Source organism: Solibacillus sp. FSL R5-0691 (genome assembly GCF_037974225.1).
Taxonomy (GTDB): domain Bacteria; phylum Bacillota; class Bacilli; order Bacillales_A; family Planococcaceae; genus Solibacillus.
In genome coordinates, this window is record NZ_CP150231.1 from 138658 (window position 1) to 164713 (window position 26056).

The following is a 26056-nucleotide window of genomic DNA, read 5'->3' on the forward strand; positions in this document are numbered from 1 at the left end:
ATGGATCAATTATCGAATATTCCTTGGGGACTTATTGCGCCGTTATTAGTACTGCAATTGGTGCTTGCGGCGGTTGCCATTGTGGATATTGTACGCAGTTATGAGACGCGCGGCCCGAAATGGGTATGGGTGCTCGTATCATTGTTTGTTAATACACTCGGACCGATTGCCTACTTTCTGTTCGGACGGAAAAGCCAATGATCTGCATTGAAGTGAATGGCCTCACAAAACAATTTGGAGCAAAAAAAGTAGTGGATGATTTATCGTTCACTTTGCCGATGCATACTTCTACAGCGCTGATCGGTCCGAATGGCGCAGGGAAAACGACGGCGCTTTCGATGCTTTCCAATATACTGGAACCGACAAGCGGCAAGATCAACATGCCGGATGTAAAGGATATTCGCAGTGCAATCGGATTTTTACCACAATATCCGCAGTACTATTCCTGGCTGACTGCTCTTGAATATATGGAGATGGTGGCCAATTTAAATGGCCTTGAAAAGCGTTCATTAAAAAGTGAATGCAAAAAGATGCTCGAGTTTGTAGGTTTGCAGGATGCGATGAATAAAAAGACCGAGACATTTTCAGGAGGAATGAAGCAGCGTTTAGGTATTGCCCAGGCAATAGTGCACAAACCAAAGCTGCTGTTGCTGGATGAACCGGTATCGGCACTTGATCCGGTTGGACGTCGGGAAGTCATGAATTTATTGAAGGAAATTCAGCAGCAAACGACGATTTTGTACTCAACGCATATTTTGAACGATGCGGAGGAAATGACCGACCAGCTGCTGTTTTTGCGGGATGGAAAACTTGTTGAACAAGGGTCACTGACAGAGGTGAAGCAAAAGTTTGAGGAACCGCGTTTTAAAATAACGTTTACAACTCCAGAAGAGGCACGTCAATTTGCGAGTCAGTCTACATTAGGAGCTGTTGCTGAAGGGATAGCGGCATATGTAGAAGTTGTAGATGAACGACCATCGATGCAACAGCTGCTTCAGCAATTGGCGGCATCACCATATAAAGTCGTGAAAGTGGAGCGGGAAACGGCAAGTCTGGAGGAAATCTTTATGAAGGTGGCTGGAAAGCATGCAGCAATTTAAAGCATTACTTTTAAAGGAATTGCGTGAAAGTGTTCGCAGCTTTAAAATTTTATGGATTCCGCTCGTTTTTATACTTCTTGGAATTAGTGATCCGCTTATGAATTACTTCATGGAAGATATTTTGCAGGCGGTCGGCAATATGCCCGACGGATTTATGATGACAATGCCTGAATTTCAACCGGCTGATCTGCTTATTGCATCAACGGGTCAATTTCAGACTATTGGACTGCTCGTATTAATTACTGCGTATATTGGTTCGGTAAGCCGGGAACGTCAAAATGGTACTGCGACCCTTCTCTATGTTCGTCCGATGTCTTTTACTGCATTGTTTTTCAGTAAATGGATTGTTGCAAGCACAATTGCAATCATCAGTGCACTAGCGGGCTATGCGGGAAGCATGTATTATACGGCTCTCCTTTACGGAACTGTAGATGTAACAAAATTTCTGGCAATGCTCGGTACGTATTGCATATGGTTACTGTTTGTCATGGCACTAACTGTTGCTATGAGTGCAGCCTTCCAAACATCGGTCGCTGCTACTATTACAATTATTCTCATTCCAGTCGGCCTGCTTATTGATACATTAATCGGCAGCTTTTGGAGTATTACACCGTGGAAGCTGGCAAAGTACGGAACAGGCCTCCTTACTGACAGTGTATTAATGGAAAATTACTGGTATACGCTACTTGTTGTTCTTGTCCTACTTGTTGTCATCGTATTAATCGGAATTCAAATGAGCAAGAAAAATATCCGATATTTAAAAGTATAAATTGTAAGCAGAAATCACGTTCCTATACGAGATTTCTGCTTTTTTTATTAACTTACAGGAAAATTAGGAATATAATGAGAGTTAATGTTTATGAAGGTGGACTAGCATTTTTTATACTAATATAGAGCGATCCATTTTCTAAAATTTGCGCATAATAAACTTTATTGACGTCATGGATATTTTTCTTTGCTAATTTTTTTCTGAGCCAGTCTTCCGTAAGTTGAAGTTCATTTAAATTTTTTCGAATAATTTGTCCATCTGTAATCAATTCCATCGGCAAGTATTGCGGGGAAGGAGCAGATACGGAAACATCTGCTGTTGTTGCAGTCCGGGCAAGCGGTTTTTTCAGGACACTTAGTTCTCCATTTGTTTCAAAAACGGCATACTGTACTTCATCAAATGAAAAAATACTCTGTTCACGCAACAGCATAGCAAGCTCGTCTGGATGAAGCCGCGCTTTTCTCAATTCATTATTTAATATGACACCATTATTAATGACAATCTGTGGTTTATCGTCAAAAAGGATACGTGCATTTTTTGATCTGAATGAAATATAGCTGACGGCAACTGTTAATACTGTCCACACTATTAAAGAAACTATACCATCTAAAAAAGGGGTTTCCACTTGAGTCGATATTTCGGCAGCAATCGAACCAAATGTGATACCCGTGGCATAGTGGAAGAAAGTGAGCTGACTCACTTGCTTTTTACCGATAATACGAGCGAGTATTAAAATTGCGAAAAATGCACAGCTTGCACGTAAAATCATTTCGCCAAGGTTCAGTTCTATGATAATCCCTCCTTTTAATGGGTAGTATGAATAAAATGCGATAAACTATGCACTTTAACCAATTCATGATGAGAGTTAAAAGTGAAAGGGTTATAAAACGACAGCATATGGGTGAGCTGAGAAATATGAGAAGTAAAATTGATATAACAGAAAGAATGTGAAAAATTGTCGACTACAACAGTAAAACAATCGAACCCTGTTTATCCCATCATGGTCTCCATTGGGGTATGTCACTTAATCAATGATACGATGCAGGCGGTTATACCAGCGATGTTCCCATTATTGGAGCGTGATTTAGGATTAACGTTTACGCAACTTGGCCTGATTTCATTTGTTTTGAATATGGTTGCCAGCCTACTACAGCCGGCCGTCGGATTTATGACAGATAGGAAGCCATTTCCGTATGCATTGCCGCTTGGGATGGTGAGCTCATTTATCGGGTTGACAATGCTCATATTAGCGGGCGAATACTGGATGATTTTAGTGTCGGTTCTATTCTTGGGACTTGGTTCAGCCATTTTCCACCCGGAAGGATCACGTGTGTCGTTTATGGCTGCGGGTAATAAGCGCGGCTTAGCTCAGTCCATTTATCAGGTAGGGGGCAACAGCGGACAGGCATTAGCTCCACTACTAAGCGCATTTATCATTTTGCCTTTCGGGATGTACGGCGTATCGGTAATTCTTATTTTTACGTCAATCGGGATCTTTTTATTAACGAAAATATCAATGTGGTATAAACGTCAGCTCGAGGCGGAAAAGAGATCAAAAATCAAAAAAATGCTGATTTCGTCCTTGCCTCCTTTAACGAAAAAACAAGTTGGAATGGCTTTACTCGTGCTGCTGTTCATTATATTTGCCCGTTCGTTTTACGTTACGAATATAACAAGTTTCTATGTCTTTTATTTATCGGAACAGTATGGGATGAGTGTTGAGCGCGGTCAGCTGTTTATCTTTATATTTATGGCAGTTGGGGTTGTAGGCACATTTTTTGGTGGCCCATTATCAGATCGCTTCGGTCGGAAAAATATTATATTGCTGTCGGTGATCGCACCGATTCCGTTTTGCCTGGCTCTTCCGTTTGTCCCGTTGCCTGCTGTAATGATTCTACTCATTATTATTGGGCTCTTAATTATGGTCAGCTTTACAGTGACTGTTGTGTATGCACAGGAACTTGTCCCATCGAAAATCGGTACTATGGCCGGGTTAACAGTCGGTGTAGCATTTGGGATGGGGGCAATTGGCTCGGTTGTTATTGGGATTCTTATTGATAAGATGGGCATTCACTTTACAATGAACGCGATATCGGTACTGACATTATTATTGCTCGTGGCATTTTTCCTGCCTCGTGATCGAGTAGGGGACTAGGGGTAAATAAAAGAACTTCGGATTTTAATGTCCGAAGTTCTTTTTTAATAATCCTCCACCAAAATATACGTCATTCTTACCGGCCCGTGTACACCGACGACTAAGTTCATTTCGATATCTGCTGAGTTGCTTGGTCCTGTAATGAAATTGATACAGGATGAGACATGTGACTGCTCCCGTAGAAACTGAGCAGCCTGTGTCATGCGGGGAACGATGCTGCTTTTCGGGATAATTGCAATCGAATTTTCAGGCAAAAATGAAAGTGTTCGACCAACTTCAGGTGACGCTTGAAGCATGATCGTGCCGGATTCCGCTAATGTCACTTCGCTGATTACGACACCGACATTTGCCTGTTCAGCAAAGTCGATATTTTGGTAACCTTTTGCAGATTGCCACTTTAAATGTTCATATTGTTCGAAAACGGGTAACACATTCAGCACTCTAAATCGGGAATCATTACTGTAAATTACGCGCCCGCCACCGTAGTCTGCAATTGTTTCATTTAATATTTCAGGCAATTGCTGTTGGGTGCATCTCTTTAATGTAGTGTGAATGTTTAAGCATTGTTCTCTCAACACTTCGATAAGTTCTTCCATCGAAGCGTCCTTCAATACTTCGTGTTGAGGCAGGTGCTTCCAGTTTCTTTCGGGTTTTGTTAAAGAAGGAGCGGATCTGCCAAGACGTGCAGCGATTGTTTGTAAAAAGGGCTCTCGATTTTGAATCATTTGGATTTGCCTCCCTTGTTATGCTGTTCAAACCAGTCACGAAAACGTTCTTTTTGCACGGAAGGAAAATCACGATACGCTGTCCAGTTTTTCAGTGGACCGGGACCATTTGTAATTTTTTCGTTTTTCGTAAATGGCTTCATAACGGTTGAAGCCATTTTAGTGCCCAATTGATAGATTGACTTTGAAGAAGTGCCCATCCCAAATGCCTGCATGAGCAAACTTTCACTTATTGGAGCACGGCCTTCCCGTTCAACGATTACTTCCCGGTGCTTATGAAGCAACTGGTGCAATGGAATTTTTACTGGGCATACATCTGTACATGCGCCACATAGAGTAGAGGCATAGGGCAGCTCTTTATAATCATCATAACCACCTAATAACGGTGATAATACGGCACCGATAGGACCTGAATAGATGGATCCGTACGTATGCCCCCCAACATGACGGTAAACAGGGCATGTATTAATACATGCAGCACAGCGAATGCACTGTAAAATCGATTGAAATTCCCCGCCTAAAATTGAAGAACGTCCATTGTCTACAACGACTAAATGGAATTCTTCGGGTCCATCGACTTCAAGCGCTTCTTTTATGCCTGTCAGCACTGTAATATAGCTTGTCAATTTCTGGCCAACCGCGCTGCGTGTCAGCATGCCGACGAGAACTTCCATTTCTTCAAATGTGGGAACTAAACGCTCCATTCCCATGACTGAAATTTGTGTTTTCGGCAAGGCTGTTACTAAATCCGCATTTCCTTCATTCGTTACTAAACAAACAGAACCCGTTTCGGCAACAGCAAAATTGCATCCCGTAATGCCGATATCCGCCGTTAAGTAATGGTCACGTAAAACTTTACGGGCATGAAGTGCCAGTTCTTCAGGTTGGGAAGAAGCCGTATAGCCAATTTTTTGTTCAAACACTTCCCGAATCTGATCTTTATTTTTATGGAGTGCCGGTGTCACGATATGAGAAGGTGGATCATGGTCATCAAGCTGTAAAATATATTCGCCTAAATCCGTTTCGATCACTTCACATCCGAGCTGTTCCAAGTGTGCGTTTAAATTGATTTCTTCGGTTACCATCGATTTTGCTTTCACTATCTTTTTGGCATTCTTTTGTTTCGCAATTGTTGAAATGTATTCGGTAGCTTCTTCGGCGGTTTGGGCAAAAAATACATGACCGCCTCGTGCTTCAACGCTTGTACTCAACTCATATAAATAGTAATCAAGATTTTCCAAAACATGCTGCCGGATTTCTTCACCATGGTTGCGCCACTCTTCCCAATCTAAGGGATCAACAGCAACGCTCCGTCTTGTTTGAAAGCGATGCTGTGCGCCGGCTACAGCACCACGCATAAAATCATTTTCCAAGTTGGATGATAGACGTTCATTAAATTTTTGCTGACTGATTTTCATCGCCATTTGAAACACGTCCTCTCTATTAGCGGCTATTCAAAATTTCTGCGATATGCATTGTTTTTATATCAATGTTTTTCCGGTCAATCCGTCCGCCGATGTTCATGAGACAGCCTGCATCAGCGCCTATTAAATAATGGACAGCAATTTGCTCGGCAGAAGCGATCTTTTCATCTACCATTTGTTCTGAAATCGGCCCCATTTTAATAGAGAATGTTCCGCCAAAGCCGCAGCAATTTTCCTTTAGTGGCATTTCCATAAGTTCAAGACCGTCTACATTACGAAGCAATTTGAGGGGAGCCTGTTGCACTTTCAATAAGCGTGTCATATGACATGAAGGATGATATGTAGCCGTTCCGTTCAGTTTTGCTCCAACATCCTCAATTTTAAGTACGTCGACAATAAATTGTGTCAGTTCATATGTCTTGTCTGCGATTTTTTGTGCCTTTTCCTGCCAAAGTGGCTCATCTTTAAAAATATGAACATATTCTTTCAGCATATATGCACAAGAACCTGACGGACAGACAATGACTTCTGCATCTTCAAATACGCGGATTGTATTTTTCATCGTTTCTTTAGAAGCTTTTACATAGCCGCTATTATAGGCTGGCTGGCCGCAACATGTTTGGCCTTTTGGGAAACTTATTTTACAGCCTAAGCGTTCCAGCAGCTCAACCGTGTTTTTTCCGATATTACTTTGAACCATATCAACTAAACATGTAGCGAATAATGATACATTCATCCAATCCCCCCTGTTCTATTAAATTTACAACTTTCTGATAATTAAGTCAACAGGTCATCTGATGACTTAATGAAATAGTATTTAACGAGAATAATAACGTTTAAAAAACATTATTGTTCAAAAAGTAATGATTCAACGGTTTTAAGGTGTTTTGCCATCGCCTCTTTAGCCTGTATATCATCTGCATGCACTAAAGCGTTGTAGATCGCAGTATGTTCTTCATGTAAATTGTGTAAAGCGGCATGATCTGAAGTGGATAAAATGGAACGGGTATGCTGGATTTGCCGTGCAATTGGCTTGGAAACACTTTGAAGCATCGAAACAAGGAGAGGGTTATCCGCTGCTTCGGCAATGATTGCATGAAATTGCATATCGGCATTACTGCTTGCCTCAGGATCGATTAGTGCATCATTCATTTTACTGAGCGCTTCTTCTAATTGTTCAAGCTGCCGAGTCGTTCTGCGTTTTGCAGCATTCTCAATAAGACCTAATTCTAAAATTTTCCGTACTTCAAATATTTGCTGTAAATCCTGCTCAGAAAATGAGGCATATGTAGGAATGTTTAAAGAAATATCCTGGGCAGTTACTTTGCGGATATAGGTTCCTTCTCCTTGGCGAATTTCGATAATACCCCGTGCCTGAAGAGCAGTTAATGCTTCACGGATGGCAGAGCGCCCAACTTCAAAGTTTTTGGCAAGCTGTTCAACGGAATCTAATTTATCGCCAGGCGAAATTTCCCCGATCGTAATTTTATGTTCAATTATAGCGGCAATTTGTTCGTATAGTTTCTTAGTCTTTGGTACTTCAAATTTCATTTTAAAAGTCCTTTCGTATTTTATATTCTAAAAAAAGCTGCTCCAATAACTTGGAAACAGCTTTCGTATTAAGGTTTTAGTGATGTAAAACGATCTTTAGGTAGAATTTCAGGGTTATTAACAGTACCTTCTGTTATATCAGCCTCTAAAAGTTTCCCGTTATAATTGAATTTGAATATCCCATTATCGAAGTCTGTTCCGATTTCCTTAAAGAAAATACCTTCCAAAGCCACTATTTTAGGGCATGTAAACACGACTTTATAGTAGTCATTTTCCTGGATTATATAAGCACGGACACCTTTTTCATAAACATCGATCAGTTCATCCTCAGAAGGACGCTTTACCGATACAATATGAAAATCAACGAATGGTACTTCTTTTAAAAGGACATTCAAGAAGGAACCTTTTGTGATTTCCTCCCAGCGGCTTTGAGCACTTTGACCCACAATGATTTGAGTGATATTAAAGTCCATTGCAATCTCTGTTATAACTTTATGGAATGGACGCTTTTCATTATCCTTAATAATGAATTGTTCAACTTCCAATTCATCAGTCAGTTCTTTCCACTGTTCGATATAGCCGGATTTTTCAGCATCAAATGCATCAAGTGGCTTTGAATCAACAGTCAACACATATAATGGGCAGTCAAGTAGTGTAGCAAGCTTGTGTCCTCGGCGAATTAAACGCTCACCATTTTGTCCGTAGTATACACAAACCAAAATACTTTCGTCTAATCGGCCTTTAACATGTTTCATTTTAGTTCGCACCTCTTTTTCTTATCCTATAATAATGAAATGAATCCGAATATATTTTTAGAAATTAAGCATAATTGAGATAATACGAAGGCTATTACAGTGCAATGCACTCATTATTATTGTATACTTATTTCTATGATGCATATTTATATTCAGTAAATTTTTGTTATATTTTTTGCATTTGTAATTTTTAAAAGATTACTGTTGTTGGAAAATATATTCCCCATATGCCACATTATTATGAAGATAGTTATATAGATAGTCAAGTGTGATTGTTCGAATGCCGAACTTTACATATTATTATCGGCTCAATAGGTTAGGAGGTTATTGCTTTTGGTTATTGCTTTCTCGATTATGCTCCCATTTATTGCTGCAGCATTAATCCCGTTAATATACAGGGGATTTAAAAATATACATTTAGGTTGGTTCGTATTAATTGTCCCTGTTGCGTTGTTTTCGATTTTAGCTACATATATCCCTCGAATTGCCAATGGCGAAGTGTTCATCAAAACATTTGAGTGGATCCCCTCTTTCGGTATTAATATTACTACTTATTTAGACGGCTTGAGTATGATTTTTAGCTTACTCATTACTGGGGTAGGCAGTTTAGTAATACTTTACTCAATTTTCTATTTATCAACGAAAGAATCATTACACCATTTCTATTGCTATTTACTATTATTTATGGGCGCGATGTTAGGCGTCGTATTTTCGGATAACTTAATGGTGCTTTATGTATTTTGGGAATTAACGAGCGTATCGTCTTTCCTGTTAATTGCATTCTGGCATCATCGTAAAGCATCTCGTGCAGGTGCGCGAAAAGCAATGACCATTACCGTTTCTGGTGGGGTCGCTATGCTCGCCGGTTTTTTAATGTTATATGTTGCATCCGGAACGTTTAGTATTCGCGAAATTATTGAGAATTTGGATGTCGTGCAATCGAGTGTTTATTTTGTTCCGGCAATGTGTCTTGTACTTTTAGGTGCGTTTACAAAATCAGCACAATTCCCATTCCATATTTGGCTGCCGGATGCGATGGAAGCACCGACACCTGTCTCCGCCTATTTACACTCCGCAACGATGGTAAAAGCGGGTATTTACTTAGTAGCTCGTACAACACCGATTTTCGGCGGGCATGAAGTTTGGTTTTGGGCAGTGAGCGGGGTAGGTCTTCTAACATTATTCTGGGGCTCGTTCAATGCGGTTCGTCAGTATGATTTAAAGGCATTGCTCGCATACTCTACGATTAGTCAGCTTGGACTGATCATGTCATTATTCGGTCTTGGTTCTGCAGCGCTGCATTTTGGATATTCAACACAGTCAGTAATATATACGCAGGCTACTTTTGCTGCACTATTCCATTTAATCAACCACTCAACATTTAAAGGTGCGCTCTTTATGATGGTCGGTATCGTCGATCATGAAGTAGGCACACGTGATATTCGCCGACTAGGCGGCTTGATGTCGTTAATGCCATTTACATTCACAATTGCCGTCATCGGCAGTGCCTCAATGGCAGGTTTACCACCATTCAATGGCTTTTTAAGTAAGGAAATGTTCTTTACAGCAACATTAAAAATTACGCAGCTTGATATTTTCTCACTTGATAGCATTGGCCTTTTATTCCCGATCATCGCCTGGGTGGCAAGTATTTTTACGTTTATTTACTGTGTCATTATCGTCATGCGTACTTTCTTCGGGAAAATACAGCCGGATCGTCTGGAAAAGCCGCCACATGAAGCGCCATTTGGTATGTTAATTTCACCATTTGTTTTAGTGGCATTCGTCATTGGAATTTTTATATTCCCGAATGTTTTGGGCCATTATATTTTAAGTCCGGCGATGGCAAGCATTTATCCAATGTTTCCTTCGGCTGAGGAATTGACGCCTCATATTTCAGCATGGCACGGGTTTAACACGGAGCTTATTATGACGCTTGGTGTCATTGTTGTAGGGTACTTCTTATATCGTACATTAAAAAAATGGCGTCCAGTCTACCAGTTAATTCCGCAAAGCTTTACGTTAAATGCGATTTATGAACGTGTGATCAATTCAAGTGAGAGTGTATCAGGACGTGTAACAAACCGTTATATGAACGGTAACTTAACTTATTATTTCGTATATATCTATGTGTTTTTTGTAACTCTATTGGCAGGGTATATGATTTATGCGGACGTGTTCAGCTGGAATCCTTCAAAAGACTCGGTGATCGAGCCTTATGAACTGGTTCTTGTATTCGTTATGATTGCGGCTGCAATAGCGATCATATTTGCTAAGCAGCGAATTACAGTTGTGCTTTTGAACGGGGTTCTCGGCTATTCTGTTGCCTTTTTCTTCGTCGTGTTCAGAGCTCCGGACTTGGCGCTTACACAACTTGTCGTAGAATCAGTTACAACAGCATTGTTCTTACTATCATTCAAATATTTACCGAAGCTTAAAAATGAGTATATTTCTAAAAGCTGGCGTTTTGCGAAAGTAACAATTTCGATTGCGGTCGGTGCAACAGTGACACTGATCGGATTAGCTGTAATGAATTACGATCGTTTTGAACCAATTTCAAAATTCTTTGAGGACTCGTATGATTTGGCAGGAGGAAAAAATATCGTCAACACGATTCTAGGCGATTTCCGTGCATTTGATACGATGCTTGAAGTAGTGGTACTTTTCATTGCAGGACTTGGCGTCTACACACTTATTAAGCTTAAGGCGAAAAAGGGGGATGCAGACGTTGAAAGTAAATGATGTTATTTTAAAATCAGTCGTACGAGGCGTTGTATTCATCGTCTTTACGCTTGGTATGTATTTATTTTTTGCAGGACATAATGCTCCGGGTGGCGGATTTATCGGCGGACTAGTGCTTGGCTCGGGGATTGTCCTGTTATATTTGACGTACGACATTGAAACCGTGCATAAAGGCATGCCGTTCGACTTTAAAAAAGTTGCTGCAGTCGGTGTATTGCTGACGACAGGTTCTGCCATTGCCTCGATTTTCTTTGATGTACCTTTTTTAACACAGACAGATGGTTATTATAATCTTCCATTAGTAGGAGAAAAACATTTGTCGACTGTTACGATTTTTGAAGCAGGTGTCGCATTGACGGTTATCGGTACACTCGTAACGATTATTTTAAATATAAGTGAGGATGAATAGTATGGAATCATTAATGATTGTACTTGTCGGCATTTTAGTCGCAGTCGCTACTTATTTAATCCTCTCTCGTAGTGTCATACGTGTAATTGTCGGCACCGCCATTTTATCTCATGCCGTTCACCTGTTGTTATTGACAGTCGGCGGATTAAAAAAGGGGAGTGTACCGTTATTAGGTCAAGCGGCCGCACCCTATACCGATGCTTTGCCACAAGCATTGATTTTAACAGCAATCGTTATCAGCTTTGCTGTTACGGCCTTTTTACTCGTATTGGCTTATCGTATGTATTTAATGAACGGAACCGATGATCTAGAGGAACTTGGAGGGTCATCAGATGAATAATATAATTGTTTTGCCTATGATTGTGCCGATTATAACGGCGGCATTATTAGTATTTTTAAATAATAATATTAAACTTCAGCGAGTTGTAAGTTTAGTAACTATGATTTTTGTAATAGCAACATCCGTTGTCCTGTTACAGCTTATTCAAACAGAAGGTATTATGCGTATAGACTTTAGTGGTTGGGCACCGCCATTCGGTATATTATTTGTTGCCGATTCATTTTCGGTCCTTCTTGTTTTGACGGCAAGCATTGTTACAGCAGTCTGTTTAATCTATGCCTTCTCTACAATTGGCGAACGTCACGAAAAAATGTATTTTTATCCGTTCGTTCTGTTTTTACTTGCAGGCGTAAACGGTTCGTTTTTAACTGGCGATATTTTCAACTTATTCGTTTGTTTTGAAGTAATGCTCCTGGCGTCTTATGTACTTGTTGCATTGGGCGGTGGAAAGATACAGCTGCGCGAGTCGATCAAGTATGTGCTCATTAATGTAGTCGCTTCGTGGATTTTCCTTGTAGCACTCGCATTCATGTACGGAACGTTAAAGACATTAAATATGGCACATATTGCACAGCGCGTTGCAGAAGCCGGCCAAGATCCGTTACTGACGGTTGTAGCACTAGTTTTCCTCATTGTATTTGCTTTAAAGGGAGGCTTGCTGCTGTTCTTTTGGCTGCCTGGTTCATACAGTGTGCCTCCAACAGCGGTACAGGCATTATTTGCTGCGCTACTAACAAAAGTCGGTATTTATGCATTATTCCGTACGTTCACGCTTATGTTTCCATTACAGCCGGAAGTAACGCATACAGCGATCGGCGTGATGGCAGGACTGACAATTATAGCAGGATGTATGGGCGCATTTGCCGGACGCGATGTACGGACAATTGCTACGTATAACGTTATCATCAGTGTTGGCTTTATATTGACGGCACTTGCAATCGGAACTGAATCTGCAATGGCAGGCGCGGTATATTACTTAATCCACGACATGCTCGGTAAGGCATTGCTGTTTTTACTTATCGGAACAATGGTGCTTTTAACAGGGGAAATTGTCGTGAAAAATATGAATGGTTTAATTCGAATTTATCCGGTATTCGGCTGGCTGTTCTTCATTATGTTATGTGCACTTGTCGGAATTCCGCCATTAAGCGGATTTATCGGAAAAGTATTGATCGGCCAGGGTGCTGTTGAAACAGAGTCCTATATTTTGTTGGCACTGGCATTCGGTTCGAGTATCATCGTGCTCTATTCATTAATGCGTATTTTCCTTGCTTCATTTTTTGGAGAAACATCGATTAATGAAGAGGACAAAATTCGGATGCCACGCGGGGCGATGGTATCATTTGTGCTATTGACGATCTGTATTGTTGCTTTAGGGGTTGGCGCAGAAGGTCTGGCGGTTTATGTGAATGATGCTGCCTACACATTATCAAATCCTTCCGTATACATTGATGCGGTTTTAAATACGAATAAATAAAGGAGGGTGAGCACATGCTAGGTCAATTTATTATTAATTTATTTATTGCGGCGCTTTGGTTTTTGCTGAAGGATGATCCAACTGCAGACTTTACGACATTTATGTCAGGCTTTTTAGTCGGAACATTGATTTTATATGCTATGCATCGATTTTTCGGAACACAGTTTTACTTGCGTCGTGTATTAAAGATTATTAAGCTCATCCTAATATTTATTCGAGAGCTGCTTTCATCAAGTATTTCTGTATTAAAACAAGTGCTGGATCCACAGATGAATTTTACACCGGGTATTTTTACTTATGAAACAAAATTAAGAGGGGACTATCAAGTGACAACATTGGCCCTGTTGTTAACGTTGACACCGGGTTCAGTTGTAATGGAAGTCTCAGAAGATAGCAGTACGTTTTATATTCACGCGATGGATATAGAAGAATCGAAAGAAACGGTACTCCGTTCAATCGGCAAGTTTGAACGTGCCATTTTGGAGGTGACACAATGATCGATTTAATCCTAAAGGCGGCACTTGTTCTATTTATGGTGGCAATCGGACTTTCCCTATTTCGTGTAATAAAAGGGCCGTCACTGCCTGACCGCGCAATCGCTCTTGATACGATTGGTGTTAATTTAATTTCTGCCATCGCCATCGTGTCGATTGTTCTAAAAACAAAGGCATTTCTGGAAGCCATTTTAATACTGGGGATTTTAGCATTTATCGGAACAATTGCATTCTCGAAATATATAGAAAGAGGTGTCATTGTTGAACGTAAATCAGCTGATTGAATTAATGGCGGCACTTCTTATCTTGTTCGGTGCAATTGTGAGTGTCATTAGCGCATTCGGCATGATACGTTTGCCGGATGTGTATACACGCTCACATGCAGCTACGAAGAGTGCGACACTTTCTGTATTGCTTTGCTTGTTCGGCGGGTTCATTTACTTTTGGATCCATGATGGCTATGTGAGCATTCGTCTCATTTTAGGAATTATCTTCGTATTTATTACGGCACCTGTTTCAGGGCATTTAGTATGTCGCGCAGCATATCGTTCGCGCGTACCACTGGCGGAAGGTTCTGGGGACGATGCATTGAATGAAATTCTATTCGGCGAAGAGAATTTACAAGTAAAAGAAGAAGTGGAAGCCACATTGAAGGAAATTAAATAATGAATTTGAAAAGCATTTTAGAAGTGATAACATATCGCTTTTAAAATGCTTTTTTTTAGTGGATAACAAATAGAACGATGTGGATAACTTGTAGATAATGTAACAAATTTATCGAATAACGGAGGACTGTTTTTTATTTTTAACAGATCATGGATATAAGAAATTAAAAATATTCCTATTTCGTATAAAAATAAATAGACTTTACGAAGAAAAATATGACGGTTTCTAGAACAAATGAAAATATATTCGAATATTTTTTTGAAATCCTGTTCTAAAATAGAATTTTAAAATATTTTTTGTGGATAAATATAATTTAACCTGTTGAAAAATGGTGATTAAATTGTGGATAATCGACGTTAATGTGTATAACTTTGTGGATAAATAGTATATGTGGATAATATTTCTTGATTTATTGACAAATAAGCTTATTTTTTATATAGTACATTACAACACTAATGTACTGGATAACTTAGAAAGGAGGATCTCTTTGATTTTTAACACACAGAGTACAATGCCAATTTATATGCAAGTAGCGGAATGGCTCGAAAATGAGATATTGGCGGACCGGCTGCTTCCGGAAGGAAAAGTTTATTCCCAGTATCAGCTTGCTGAAATTTTTAATATTAATCCGGCAACCGCAGGGAAAGGTCTGACGATTTTAGTAGAAAAAGAAATTTTATATAAAAAGAGAGGGCTTGGTATGTTCGTGATGGGGGATGCAAAACATCGGATTTTAACAACGAGACGAAGTGATACATTGACGAAGATGGCAAAGGAAATTGTAGAAGAAGCAAAACGTTTAGGGGTAATGGATGAAGATTTAATTGAGCTGATCAAGCATATTCAAAAGGAGGGGTGAATGAATGATTGTTTGCGAACGAGTGGAAAAGCGGTACGGCAGAAAGACAATATTGACACAGGTATCTTTTGAAATTACAGAACCAAAGATTATTGGGCTCATTGGACGAAATGGTGTCGGCAAGTCGACATTGCTGAAAATATTAGCAGGGCATGTAAAAACATCGGGTGGAATCATTGAAGTCGTTGGAAAAAGACCATTTCAAAATTTAACGGTCGCTGCGAATACCATTTTTATCGAGGATGCGATGACTTTTCCGTCAGTGATGAACTTACAGGAAATTCTTGAATCGGGGAAAAGGTTTTATAAAAATTTTGCAACAGAATTAGCATTTGAACTATTGAAGTTTAGCAGGATATCCAAAAAAAATCACCACCATCACTTATCCAAAGGTCAAAAAGCCGTATTCAATTTGATTTACGGTATTGCCAGCCGCTGTGCGATTACATTGCTGGATGAGCCGATGAATGGCATGGATGAGACAATCCGTGATGATATGTACCGCGTTATTTTAAAGGACTTCATGGCATATCCGCGCATAATGATTATTTCCAGTCATTATTTAAATGAAATGGAGCATTTAATCGAAGACATTTTGCTGTTGCATGAAGGGCAAGTCGAATTATTCGCTCCAGTCGAAGAGGTGCAGCAGCTAGCGGTCAAGCTAGTAGGGCAAAAGGAGAATGTGCAGCCGGCACTAAAAGAATATGAACTACTTGCGACATATGAAAACGGTCCAATTTATGAAGCGATTGTGAAAAACAGTGAATTGCCATTACCTGATGGCGTAAGGATGCAAAGTTTATCGGCTAGTGATGTATGCAAAGCGTTGACGACATCGAAAGGGGGTTCCGTTGATGACATCTATCGTAACAGTAAGTCCAATGCGTAATATTTATGAGCAGGTAAAATGGAAATGTAAGGCGTACAGCTCGCTGTTCAGTACGGTGCTGATTGTTTATATTTTTATGGGGTTACTTTCGGGCGGTATGAGCGGTTCGTTAGGAACAGGAACTAGTTTTGTAAATTATGAAGAGCGCTTTTATTCATTGGACGGATTTTTTATTTATACGATTATACTCATGCTGATTTTAGGTTGGATGCTTGCTTCAAAGCAGCTTGCCCGGCAAAATTATTCGATTGTCACGACAAATTTAACGGAAGTTGCTTCAACAGGAATATTCCTTATCATTTTATGTATTTTTACACTTGCGGCTGCAATTAGCACATTAATTATTTCAGTTTTTATTAATCTGTTGAGTACGGGAGAACAGAATATATATTACGACTCCACTATTTCATTTACTGCTATTATCGGTTTTATTGTTTGTACATTACTTGCCGCATCGATCGGCTATTTTTTGCACGCCATGTTTGATTTCTCAAAGATCGCTTTTATCATACTCGCTGCCGGTATCTTCTTATTAATTCGCCAATATAAGTATGATATATGGCAATTTGTTTTTAGTGATGGAGCAATGCAGATTATCGGACGAAGTACTGTTTATGTCATCGTTATTTGGCTTCTGATTGCGTTGATCCGACAGAAAAGAGAGGTGACACGCACATGAGTGGCATTTTGATACTTCTTATAATAATAGGTATAGCTATGATAGTTACAAACGTGTTAGTTTCAAAGGTGCAAATCTGGAAGCCGAAAAGAACACTTTGGTTTGCGGTAATTTACTTTAGTTGTGGAATATTGGCACTTGTCTATTTGCTGTTTGTATCGGGCAATGTGGAAAAGATTGCTTCTGATAAAGTTTTACAGCAGCAACTGGAGGAAACTGAACAGCTGGAGAAGGATTTAAAAAATCGTCAGTTTGAAAGTCTGAAGGAAGAGCATCTAAAATTTTCTAAAACATTTGAAGCAACGGCAGAAAACATTGAGGTTATTCGCAAACAAACGGGCCATCACTTACCGGTCTTTATTTCCTGGACCGAATCAAATGACAATAAAATAGAGGTTTCTTATTACGAGACACCGCTGTATTTGAATCGTGTTTATATTTCGCCGTATGTTACAGCTCCAAAGATTTGGTGGAATGAAAACAAGCTATACATTGAGGAGACCGAAACGAAATTTACGGCAAAATCAATGCGTTTGTCTATGGAACTATTAAGCTCTTCTGAGTATGAAAGCTATAATCATCCACTCAACGAATTAATTGGTAAACGGATTTTACACTTGAATGTTCCGAAACAGTTCAATATTATTGATAAAGATGGGTGGTATTAGTAGCTGCTTAAAACTCACAATGAATTGAGCGAATAAATTGAAAAAGTTATTGAAATTAATCATTTTTATAGGTGTTGTCTATCTATTTTTATATATAAATAATAATTGGCTTGTCACGACCGATTATGTACATGAATCAGAGAAAATTCCGGCGAGTTTTGATGGATACCGGATTACCCAAGTGACCGATCTGCATGATGCAACATTCGGGGAAAATCAGTCACGGTTAGTAAAAAAAGTGCAGGCTACCCAACCGGATGCTATTTTCTTAACGGGTGACTTAGTAGATAGTCGCCGCTATGACCTGGAAAACAGTTTGCAGGCTGTCCGCCAGTTGGTCGAAATTACGGATGTATACTATGTCCTCGGTAACCACGAAGTTGCATTGAATTTAACAGATGAAATATATACTGCTTTAAATGAGCTCGGTGTCCATGTAATGCCGAATGATGCGGTCCAATTGGAGCGCAACGGAGAGCACATTATCGTTGCGGGTGTTGAGGACCCATTAATGGGAAAAGAAGTGGGTCAGTCGATAGATGAAGCCCTTTACAATATGGATCCGGACGCATTTAAAGTGTTATTGTCGCATCGTCCTGAGCTGTTTGAAACATATGTTGAAAAGGAAATCGATTTAGTGTTTACAGGGCATGCACATGGCGGCCAAATTCGTCTGCCATTTATCGGCGGACTTTTTGCGCCAACACAAGGTTTCATGCCAAAATACACTGCGGGGATTTATGAAGAGCAGGAAACGGAAATGATCGTAAACAGAGGGTTGGGGAATAGTCTGTTTCCTTACCGGGTCTTTAATTTGCCTGAAATTTATGCCGTTGAGCTGAAAAAGGAAAGCTAGTCAGTAGATTTTCTAATATATGCTGCATGTTTTCTAATAAGCTTGAAAAAGTTCTAATATAATGTGGAAGTTCTAATAAATGTTCAAGAAGTTCTAAAATAGGTTTTAGTTCTTCTAATAAACAGGTGAACTGTTCAAATAAAGTGTTCCATTGTTCTAATAAACTCAAAAAAGTTCTAATATAATCCTATAAGAGTAGGGATCCCTTTCTAAAAGCGCAAAATATTCGTAAGCTTGTGCAGAGTATCGTAAAATAAGTGAAAACAGATTTTAGGAGTATGCAAATGGAAGGGATTATTACACTACTTGCAATGGTGGGAATTATTGCAATGATCGTACGTTTTATGCCGAAAAAAGGCGTGAAATATATTACGACAAAAGAGCTGCAGCCTTTACTGGAAGACGAGAAATATGTATTTGTGGATGTCCGTACACAAAATGAATATAAAGAGGCTCACATTCCTCAGTTTATTAATCGTCCTCTTGGAACGTATTTAGGGGATTTGCCGAAAGATCGGCCAATTGTCGTCATTTGTCAAAGTGGGGCGCGCAGTAATAAGGCGTGCAAGGAACTTGTGAAGCTCGGTTATACTGATATAACAAATGTCCGCCGTGGTATGAATGGACTGCGTGCAGGTTAAATAGAAGAAGCTAATGAATGGTACAATCCATCATTAGCTTTTTCATTTATCCCGCAACAGGTTATTGAATTACTTCTTTCATAGCCTCAATCAGCGCTTCTGCCGATACCTTTTTTTCACCGCCGCCTTGCACAAGTGCATCATTTCCGCCGCCTTTACCATTAATGAGCGGTAAAGCAGCAGCAGAAATATCTTTCATCGATTTCGTTTGCTCACTGCCGCGTGCCGCAACAAATTGTAGCTTGTCTTCATTATTGGCAACGAGCAGTGCAATTGCCTCACCATTTTGCTGAGTGATAAAACGCGCCAGCTTTTGCAGACTTTGAATTGAGCGGTTTTCGAATGTCGCTGCAGCAACTGCTTCGTTTGCTAACTCTTTTGCTTCAAATTCAAGAAGGGCGTCTTGTGCTTCCGTTAAACTTTTCTCTGTTTGCTTGGCCGTTTTCGCGAATTTACGCAACGCTTCAGCTGCTTCTTCTTCCGGTGAGCTCAATTGGCGGGCTACATCGCTTAAAACCTGTTTACGCATAGCCAGCTGCTGTAATACGCGATTACCGCAAACGAAATGTATACGAATCTGCTTCTTCATTTTCTCCGTAGCTAAAATCTTCAACAAGCCTACTTGTCCGGTAGAAGTAGGATGTGTACCGCCACAGCCGTTGTAGTCATAGTCAGGGATAATGACTAACCGGATATCTTCGTCGACTTTCACATCTTTTCGTAAGTTATATTGCGCTAATTCCTCTTTTGTCACCCATTTTGTTTCAATCGGACGGTTTTCCAAAATGATTTCATTAGCACGTTTTTCCACTGCCGCCAACTGATCTTCAGATACTTCACCAACATTTAAATCGATTGTGACAAGCTCTGTTCCTAAGTGGAAGCTTACTGTCGCCATATCGAATAATTCCACAAAGGCTGCCGTTAAAATATGCTGTCCCGCATGTTGTTGCATATGGTCGAATCGACGCGACCAATGTAATTTTCCGGATATTTCCCCGGAAATATTCGACACATCGGCTGCCGTATAATGACGAATTTCCTCATCAATTTTCTCAACATCAATAATTTCCAGTTCATTAATCCAGCCTGTATCATGGGGTTGCCCGCCACCAGTAGGATAAAATGCCGTATTGTTCAGTACAATGAAATTTCCCGTTTCATCTTTACTTGTTTTCACAACCTGTGCCGTAAATTCCTTCATCATTGCATCTTCGTAATAAAATAGATTTTTCAAAGTCCATCACTCCTTAATTTCTAGTTTGTCATATGAAAACGTTGCTGTCACGGTGTAAATGAATGATTGTTATTTGACGCGCGGCAATTTTCGTTTATGATAAAATAGAAGCATTTCCCGGAAGGAGCATGAATATGAATATTACGCAATTTTCAATAGAAGAAATTTTAGATCCGACGAAGATTATTGAAGGTAAGCGTTATGAGTTTCTATTAGATGTTGAAGTGGATGAGGAAGATGAACTGTATTCCGCTGCAGGACTAGAAATTCGTGTAATCGTTGGAGTAATAGATGACAACGTACGCATCGTGAACTATTTTATTATTGATAAAGCCAATAATGAGTTTTTGGATTTTGCATTGGAAGAAGAAGAAGAAGCAATGATTTTAGCGTTTTGCAAAGAGGAATTATTTGCTGATTCAAGTGAAACAGAAGCTGAATAATCATCAAAAAAAGGTAGCGAATTCGCTACCTTTTTTTAATCAATATATTTCGTTTTCAGCTGGTCTGCACCGATCCCGCCAATTACCATTAAGGCTAACGGCAAGAAGTTTGAAAGGACTTTTGGTAAGCCTTCAGGAATGATAATATTCATACCCGCAAAATGATTTAAGCCTATTATAATCAGTTTTGCGGCCAATAAAAATATCCCTAATAAAAACACGCTATCAAAGAACGCTTTCCATTTTGGATACGCCAATTTCTTACTATCTCGAATTACTTTTTCTTTCAATTCTCCGTCACTCCTTAACATTTCATCGATTGTGATGCCGAATAAATCACTCAAATCAATGATTACTTCAATACTTGGATAGTTTTTTCCGGTTTCCCATTTAGAAACGGATTGGCGACTAACATGAATTTTCTCGGCAAGCTCGGCTTGTGACCAACCTCTTTTTTCTCGTTCTTTTTTTAATCGTTCACTAAAAATCATGTGAGTCATCCCCTTCCTTGTTTTCAGTATTGATGAAGTGTACGGATAAAGTAAAGATAGTTATAGGTGCGTCAGGGCGCAACCTCGTGTTGACACTGATTTTTCCCGGTCTAATCATAACTTATAATGTTCAAAAAATGAAAATATAAAAGGAGTATCCCGCAAATTTACTTCCACGGGATACTCCTGTTTTGTTGTTATAAGTTATTTTACCAAGCGGCAATTGCGCCATCAGTACGTGGTTCCGTTCCGCCGTACAGTACGCCAGTTTTCTGGTCACGCCAAATAATTTGACCGCGTCCGAAACTGCCGCCGTCGACTGCAACATGAATATCATGACCTTTCCGCTGCAATGCCTGCACTAAATAACTAGGGAAGTGGGGTTCGACTTCAATGCGTTTTTCCCCAATCCATTGCCATCTCGGCATATCAAGGGCTGCTTGCGGGTTGAGTGCAAAATCGATTGTGGACGTAATGACCTGAAAATGACCTTGAGGCTGCATATAGCCGCCCATTACGCCAAAGGGACCGACTGCTTCATTATCTTTCGTCAAGAATCCCGGAATAATTGTATGGTATGTACGTTTTCCTGGCTTTAAGAAGTTCGGGTGTGTTTCATCCAGCGAGAAGTCATAGCCACGGTTTTGAAGTGCTATACCCGTTTCCGGAATAACAATACCTGAACCGAAGCCCATATAGTTACTTTGAATATACGACACCATATTGCCATCTGCATCAGCTGTTGCTAAATATACCGTACCGCCTTTTGGAATGTCGAACGGTTTCGGATCAAGTGCTGTATCGCCGATTTCCGCAAAGCGGGACTCTCCATAAGATTTAGATAATAGTATTTCGACATTTACCGGCATTTCATTTGATTCTGTGACAAATGCTTTCCCGTCCGTATAGGCAAGCTTCATCGCTTCGATCTGATTATGTAGATTTTCTGCATCCTGCCATTTTGGCTCCGCATGCTGATAAATATTCAGTGCCATCTGTGCGACGATGCCTTGGCCATTCGGCGGGATTTCCCAAACGTCATAGCCTTTGTAATGCACTTTTATCGGGTTTACCCACTCTGGCTCGTAGTTTTCCAAATCTTCCTTTGAAATAAAGCCGTTATGTTTTTTCATAAAGGCATCGATTTTATCTGCAATCTCGCCTTTATAGAAAGCCTCGCCATTTGTTTTGGCAATTTTGCGCAATGTGTCTCCATGTGCTGGGGAACTCCATACTTCGCCAATTTCCGGCATCCGTCCATCGATTGAAAACGTTTCAAACCAATGCAGGAATTCTTTTGTTGTGAAGTTCTTTTTATATTTTTTATAGGCTGATTGCCAGTATTGGCCAAGTGTTACGGAAATCGGATAGCCTTCTTCTGCGTAGGAAATGGCAGGTGCCAATACTTCGTTTAAAGGCAATTTCCCGAATCGTTTAGAAAGAGCTGCCCATGCCGATGGTGCGCCAGGAACAGTAACCGGAATTACTCCATGCATCGGAATTTGATCTAATCCTCGCTTTGTTAATGCTTCTTTGGAAATCGACTTGGCAGAAGGACCCGAAGCGTTTAGCCCGTAAAGTTCATCCTTCATCCAGACAAGAGCAAAAGCGTCCCCGCCGATTCCATTTGATGTAGGCTCAACGACAGTAAGTGCTGCTGCTGTTGCGATGGCAGCATCGACTGCGTTGCCGCCTTTTTTTAAAATGTCCAGACCAGCCTGTGCTGCGAGCGGCTGGGATGTTGCGACCATTCCGCGATTGGCGATGACCGTATTACGCTTACTTGGAAATGGATAATGTAAATGATCCACAAAAAATCCCCCTTTGTTTTTAATGACTCAATAAAACGAATATTACGACTATTTTAGTATAGAAGGGGGTATTTTACAATTTAAATATTTCAGAATCCGAAATAAAAAACTGTTTGGAAAGGAGAATTCGCTTTCCAAACAGCTTCGAAATCGTATTACTTCAACAATTCATCAATCCAGCGTTGCACTTTTAGACCTTCCTCGAATGGTACGACAAATGCTTTCTCGCCTAAAAGGACTTTTCGGCATGCATCGAGCATTGTTTCAGGAGTTTCAGTAGGAGTAATTGCCACTTCCGGCTCATATGCTTTACTTGTATAAACTTCAGACCAGTTTCGTAACGTTACCACCTTTCCGGTGCCGAAAATTTTAAAATCGATGCGCTCTTCCTGGCCGATGCCTGCAAGACCGTTAATGACCATTGGAATACCATTTGCTGTTTTCGCTAAAGCAGTTACCCCAACTTCACAAAGTGCCTCATCTGCGGGATAAGCCGTTTCATGCGCCAAAATTTCAATATCACCGAATAAATGGTGCGTTAATTGCAAATAATGCGGGAAAATCTCCCGAATAAAGCCACCTTGTTCACGCGATGCAATCCAAGGGTTTTGCTGCCATTTTCGCGGCCATTCAGGGAAATATGTATGCAGCTCAATACGTGTAATCTCACCCATATCTTTTGCCAGCTCTTGTTTTAGCTGATGGACTGCTGCACCGTACATTAATGGAAAATGCATCGCTGTTTTTACATTAGCTTCATTTGCAATGCGTACCATCATTTCACCGTCCGCTGCATCATGGGCAAGCGGTTTTTCCGATAAAATATGTAATTTGTGCTTTGCGATTTCTGCAGCAAGTGTTGCATGGCTGACAGGCGGTGTGCCAATATACACCCAGTCCGGTTTTAAATTCAATAGCGCTTGTAAATCATTCGTAGTGGGTACATTATATTTAGCGGCCAGTTGTGCTGTACGTGCTTCATTCGTATCAAAAATTGCCGCAATTTCATAATGTTCATTTTGCAGTGCCTGGTTAATAATACGTTCACCGACAACCCCAGTACCGATAATGCCAATCGTCGTTTTTTTAGTCATTTAAATGGCTCCTTTAAGATGAAATGTAGGATTTTTCTGATAGTTAGTGTAACATATTTTGGGAATACATAGGATTACGAAACAATAAGAAATGATAAGCTATTAATAGAAATAATTTTCGGTAGCATTTTATAAGAGAGAGAAAAGTGTATTGAGGAGTGGATCAAATATGAAAGTTGTAATTATAGGCGGCGACGCGGCAGGAATGAGTGCAGCGATGGAAATTGTGCGAAATAATAAAGCTGCGCACATTGTCGTTTTGGAAAAAGGAGAGGTTTATTCTTACGGCCAATGCGGATTGCCATACGTAATTAACGGAAAAGTCACTAATACAGAAGAATTGATTGCAAGGGATGTTGAGGAATTCCGCTCGAAATACGGAATTGACGCACGAATTTTCCATGAGGTGACGGCAGTTGATACAAAACTGCAAAAAGTGAGCGGTATTGATGTAAACAGCAACGAACCTTTTGAATTTATATATGATAAATTGCTCATCGCAACAGGAGCATCGCCAACAATGCCGAAAATCGAAAATAATCATTTAAAAGGGATTCATACAGTAAAAACAATTCCGCAAATGAATGAACTGATGGAACAGTTGCCAAACGTGAAGCATGTTACGGTCATCGGCGGAGGCTATATTGGTCTGGAGGTTGTTGAAACAGTCCGGGAGCGTGGTCTGGATGTACGTCTTATTCAACGAGGAAGCACATTAATGTCGATTTTGGATTCGCAGTTGACTGATATTATATATGAAGAAGCAGTCAAAAATGGTGTGGAAGTTTTACTGAACGAAGATACGATAGGCTACGAAGGAACTGAATTTGTAGAGGCAGTTCGGACGAGCAGTGGGGTACATAAAACAGACCTCGTCATCGTCGCGACAGGAGTACGCCCAAATACACAGTTTGCACAAGGATTTGCCAAGCTGGAAAATGGAGCCCTTATCGTCAATGAAAAAATGGAGACTTCGATTGCTAATGTATATGCAGCAGGAGACTGTGCATCTCATTTTAACCGTGTAAACCAAAAGAATGATTATTTACCGCTTGGTACGACTGCAAATAAACAAGGGCGAGTAGCCGGATTGAATATTGCCGGCTTTAATCAGAAGTTCAAGGGCATTGTCGGGACATCCATTCTGAAGTTTTTCGATCTGCATATCGGCATGACAGGATTAAATAACGAAGCGGCAGATCGTTTAAATGCACTTGTAGAAGTGTATGAAATGGAAGTAAATGATATTGCAAGCTACTATCCGAATGTCCGGCCGATGAAGCTTCGAATGCTTGTCGAACAGCAGAGCCGTAAGCTTGTTGGTCTTCAAATAGTAGGAAAACATGGTGTTGATAAACGGATTGATGTATTTGCGACAGCGCTATACAATGAAATGACCTTCGAGGAATTGCTGGACTTGGATTTAGCGTATGCACCGCCATTTAGCGGCGTATGGGATGCGATAATGCAGGCGCCAAAACGATATGGGAAAAAAGAATAAAACGTCAAAAGCTCCAGCTACTATTGGGAAATAGCTGGAGCTTTTTGGTGTCTAACTTCTTTTAGTAGCATCTTCCCACCTTTATGAAAGGTTGCAAGATGGCTGGAGGAAGTGTTTATATGTGTTTAAAGTGTGTGTTATAAACACTCGCTAAATGAAGTTAAAACCTCAGGTGGATATCCAACGTTTGGATACAATTACGCTGTGACGTAATCGGCAAAGAGGTGTTAGTCAAATATGTTCAAATTAATTATGTATAGTTCTGCGTTCATTCATG

Annotated in this window: 29 protein-coding genes; 19 read left to right on the forward strand and 10 right to left on the reverse strand. The window is 40.2% G+C overall.

The window, feature by feature from the left end; genetic code table 11:
• From MKY51_RS00700 to MKY51_RS00710, 3 genes are read left to right on the forward strand one after another with little or no spacing between them, the layout of a single operon-like run.
• Positions 1-201, forward strand: coding sequence for a PLD nuclease N-terminal domain-containing protein (locus tag MKY51_RS00700; protein WP_339174712.1), 201 nt, complete (start codon positions 1-3; stop codon positions 199-201).
• Positions 198-1100 (forward strand): ABC transporter ATP-binding protein, encoded by a 903-nt coding sequence (locus MKY51_RS00705; RefSeq protein WP_339174713.1) that lies wholly within the window; start codon positions 198-200, stop codon positions 1098-1100. The genes MKY51_RS00700 and MKY51_RS00705 overlap by 4 nt, the downstream gene beginning before the upstream one ends.
• Positions 1087-1869 (forward strand): ABC transporter permease subunit, encoded by a 783-nt coding sequence (locus tag MKY51_RS00710; RefSeq protein ID WP_339174714.1) that lies wholly within the window; start codon positions 1087-1089, stop codon positions 1867-1869. Before MKY51_RS00705 ends, MKY51_RS00710 begins: the two co-directional genes overlap by 14 nt.
• Before the next feature lie 88 nt (positions 1870-1957).
• On the opposite strand, the gene MKY51_RS00715 is transcribed toward MKY51_RS00710, so the two are convergent.
• Positions 1958-2638, reverse strand: a complete 681-nt coding sequence (locus MKY51_RS00715) for a DUF421 domain-containing protein (RefSeq protein ID WP_339174715.1) — start codon at positions 2636-2638, stop codon at positions 1958-1960.
• Between the two features lie 186 nt (positions 2639-2824).
• On the opposite strand from MKY51_RS00715, the gene MKY51_RS00720 reads away from it, so the two are divergent.
• A complete protein-coding gene (locus tag MKY51_RS00720; RefSeq protein ID WP_339174717.1) occupies positions 2825-4024 on the forward strand; it encodes an MFS transporter in 1200 nt (399 codons plus the stop codon).
• A 44-nt stretch (positions 4025-4068) separates the two neighbouring features.
• On the opposite strand, the gene MKY51_RS00725 is transcribed toward MKY51_RS00720, so the two are convergent.
• The 5 genes from MKY51_RS00725 to MKY51_RS00745 all read right to left on the reverse strand — a co-directional run bounded on the left by MKY51_RS00725 (position 4069) and on the right by MKY51_RS00745 (position 8479).
• Positions 4069-4749, reverse strand: coding sequence for a lactate utilization protein C (locus MKY51_RS00725; protein ID WP_339174718.1), 681 nt, complete (start codon positions 4747-4749; stop codon positions 4069-4071).
• A complete protein-coding gene (locus MKY51_RS00730) occupies positions 4746-6173 on the reverse strand; it encodes a LutB/LldF family L-lactate oxidation iron-sulfur protein (RefSeq protein ID WP_339174720.1) in 1428 nt (475 codons plus the stop codon). The genes MKY51_RS00725 and MKY51_RS00730 overlap by 4 nt, the downstream gene beginning before the upstream one ends.
• 19 nt (positions 6174-6192) lie before the next feature.
• The gene (locus tag MKY51_RS00735; protein ID WP_339174721.1) at positions 6193-6909 is read right to left on the reverse strand and encodes a (Fe-S)-binding protein; all 717 of its coding nucleotides are present in this window, start codon (positions 6907-6909) and stop codon (positions 6193-6195) included.
• A 110-nt stretch (positions 6910-7019) separates the two neighbouring features.
• On the reverse strand, positions 7020-7724 hold the full coding sequence (locus tag MKY51_RS00740) for a FadR/GntR family transcriptional regulator (protein ID WP_339174722.1): 705 nt from the start codon (positions 7722-7724) through the stop codon (positions 7020-7022).
• A 68-nt stretch (positions 7725-7792) separates the two neighbouring features.
• A complete protein-coding gene (locus MKY51_RS00745; protein ID WP_087618520.1) occupies positions 7793-8479 on the reverse strand; it encodes a histidine kinase in 687 nt (228 codons plus the stop codon).
• Between the two features lie 333 nt (positions 8480-8812).
• On the opposite strand from MKY51_RS00745, the gene MKY51_RS00750 reads away from it, so the two are divergent.
• The 13 genes from MKY51_RS00750 to MKY51_RS00810 all read left to right on the forward strand — a co-directional run bounded on the left by MKY51_RS00750 (position 8813) and on the right by MKY51_RS00810 (position 19202).
• Positions 8813-11221, forward strand: coding sequence for a Na+/H+ antiporter subunit A (locus MKY51_RS00750; protein ID WP_339174724.1), 2409 nt, complete (start codon positions 8813-8815; stop codon positions 11219-11221).
• The gene (locus tag MKY51_RS00755) at positions 11208-11630 is read left to right on the forward strand and encodes a Na(+)/H(+) antiporter subunit B (protein ID WP_339174725.1); all 423 of its coding nucleotides are present in this window, start codon (positions 11208-11210) and stop codon (positions 11628-11630) included. Before MKY51_RS00750 ends, MKY51_RS00755 begins: the two co-directional genes overlap by 14 nt.
• Position 11631: 1 nt before the next feature.
• Positions 11632-11970, forward strand: coding sequence for a Na(+)/H(+) antiporter subunit C (locus MKY51_RS00760; protein WP_339174726.1), 339 nt, complete (start codon positions 11632-11634; stop codon positions 11968-11970).
• Positions 11963-13447 (forward strand): Na+/H+ antiporter subunit D, encoded by a 1485-nt coding sequence (locus MKY51_RS00765; RefSeq protein ID WP_339174727.1) that lies wholly within the window; start codon positions 11963-11965, stop codon positions 13445-13447. Before MKY51_RS00760 ends, MKY51_RS00765 begins: the two co-directional genes overlap by 8 nt.
• A 14-nt stretch (positions 13448-13461) precedes the next feature.
• Positions 13462-13944 carry a Na+/H+ antiporter subunit E gene (locus MKY51_RS00770; protein ID WP_339174728.1) on the forward strand — a complete coding sequence of 161 codons (483 nt, stop codon included), beginning with the start codon at positions 13462-13464 and terminating at the stop codon, positions 13942-13944.
• Positions 13941-14225, forward strand: coding sequence for a Na(+)/H(+) antiporter subunit F1 (locus tag MKY51_RS00775; protein ID WP_008407457.1), 285 nt, complete (start codon positions 13941-13943; stop codon positions 14223-14225). Before MKY51_RS00770 ends, MKY51_RS00775 begins: the two co-directional genes overlap by 4 nt.
• Positions 14203-14607 carry a Na+/H+ antiporter subunit G gene (locus MKY51_RS00780; protein WP_251691382.1) on the forward strand — a complete coding sequence of 135 codons (405 nt, stop codon included), beginning with the start codon at positions 14203-14205 and terminating at the stop codon, positions 14605-14607. Before MKY51_RS00775 ends, MKY51_RS00780 begins: the two co-directional genes overlap by 23 nt.
• A gap of 487 nt (positions 14608-15094) precedes the next feature.
• Positions 15095-15466, forward strand: a complete 372-nt coding sequence (locus tag MKY51_RS00785; RefSeq protein WP_339174729.1) for a GntR family transcriptional regulator — start codon at positions 15095-15097, stop codon at positions 15464-15466.
• A gap of 4 nt (positions 15467-15470) precedes the next feature.
• Positions 15471-16358 carry an ABC transporter ATP-binding protein gene (locus MKY51_RS00790; protein WP_339174731.1) on the forward strand — a complete coding sequence of 296 codons (888 nt, stop codon included), beginning with the start codon at positions 15471-15473 and terminating at the stop codon, positions 16356-16358.
• Entirely contained in the window at positions 16324-17037 is a 714-nt protein-coding gene (locus MKY51_RS00795; RefSeq protein WP_339174732.1) for a silver transporter, read from the forward strand. The genes MKY51_RS00790 and MKY51_RS00795 overlap by 35 nt, the downstream gene beginning before the upstream one ends.
• Before the next feature lie 38 nt (positions 17038-17075).
• Positions 17076-17705 (forward strand): glucose-6-phosphate isomerase, encoded by a 630-nt coding sequence (locus MKY51_RS00800; RefSeq protein ID WP_339174733.1) that lies wholly within the window; start codon positions 17076-17078, stop codon positions 17703-17705.
• A 37-nt stretch (positions 17706-17742) separates the two neighbouring features.
• Positions 17743-18561 carry a metallophosphoesterase gene (locus tag MKY51_RS00805; protein WP_339174735.1) on the forward strand — a complete coding sequence of 273 codons (819 nt, stop codon included), beginning with the start codon at positions 17743-17745 and terminating at the stop codon, positions 18559-18561.
• A 284-nt stretch (positions 18562-18845) separates the two neighbouring features.
• The gene (locus tag MKY51_RS00810; protein ID WP_339174736.1) at positions 18846-19202 is read left to right on the forward strand and encodes a rhodanese-like domain-containing protein; all 357 of its coding nucleotides are present in this window, start codon (positions 18846-18848) and stop codon (positions 19200-19202) included.
• 61 nt (positions 19203-19263) lie between these two features.
• Here MKY51_RS00810 and MKY51_RS00815 read toward each other — a convergent pair whose 3' ends face one another.
• The gene (locus MKY51_RS00815; protein WP_339174737.1) at positions 19264-20439 is read right to left on the reverse strand and encodes a DHHA1 domain-containing protein; all 1176 of its coding nucleotides are present in this window, start codon (positions 20437-20439) and stop codon (positions 19264-19266) included.
• A gap of 134 nt (positions 20440-20573) precedes the next feature.
• On the opposite strand from MKY51_RS00815, the gene MKY51_RS00820 reads away from it, so the two are divergent.
• A complete protein-coding gene (locus MKY51_RS00820) occupies positions 20574-20882 on the forward strand; it encodes a DUF6509 family protein (protein WP_339174738.1) in 309 nt (102 codons plus the stop codon).
• Between the two features lie 35 nt (positions 20883-20917).
• On the opposite strand, the gene MKY51_RS00825 is transcribed toward MKY51_RS00820, so the two are convergent.
• The 3 genes from MKY51_RS00825 to MKY51_RS00835 all read right to left on the reverse strand — a co-directional run bounded on the left by MKY51_RS00825 (position 20918) and on the right by MKY51_RS00835 (position 24278).
• Positions 20918-21373: a helix-turn-helix transcriptional regulator gene (locus tag MKY51_RS00825; RefSeq protein ID WP_339174740.1), complete on the reverse strand. Its 456-nt coding sequence runs from the start codon at positions 21371-21373 to the stop codon at positions 20918-20920.
• A 209-nt stretch (positions 21374-21582) separates the two neighbouring features.
• A complete protein-coding gene (locus tag MKY51_RS00830; RefSeq protein WP_339174742.1) occupies positions 21583-23184 on the reverse strand; it encodes a gamma-glutamyltransferase family protein in 1602 nt (533 codons plus the stop codon).
• Positions 23185-23339: 155 nt separating this feature from the next.
• The gene (locus MKY51_RS00835; RefSeq protein ID WP_339174743.1) at positions 23340-24278 is read right to left on the reverse strand and encodes a Gfo/Idh/MocA family oxidoreductase; all 939 of its coding nucleotides are present in this window, start codon (positions 24276-24278) and stop codon (positions 23340-23342) included.
• Between the two features lie 169 nt (positions 24279-24447).
• Here MKY51_RS00835 and MKY51_RS00840 point away from each other — a divergent pair, with 169 nt between their 5' ends.
• Positions 24448-25779 carry an FAD-dependent oxidoreductase gene (locus tag MKY51_RS00840; protein ID WP_339174744.1) on the forward strand — a complete coding sequence of 444 codons (1332 nt, stop codon included), beginning with the start codon at positions 24448-24450 and terminating at the stop codon, positions 25777-25779.
• Positions 25780-26056: the final 277 nt, after the last annotated feature.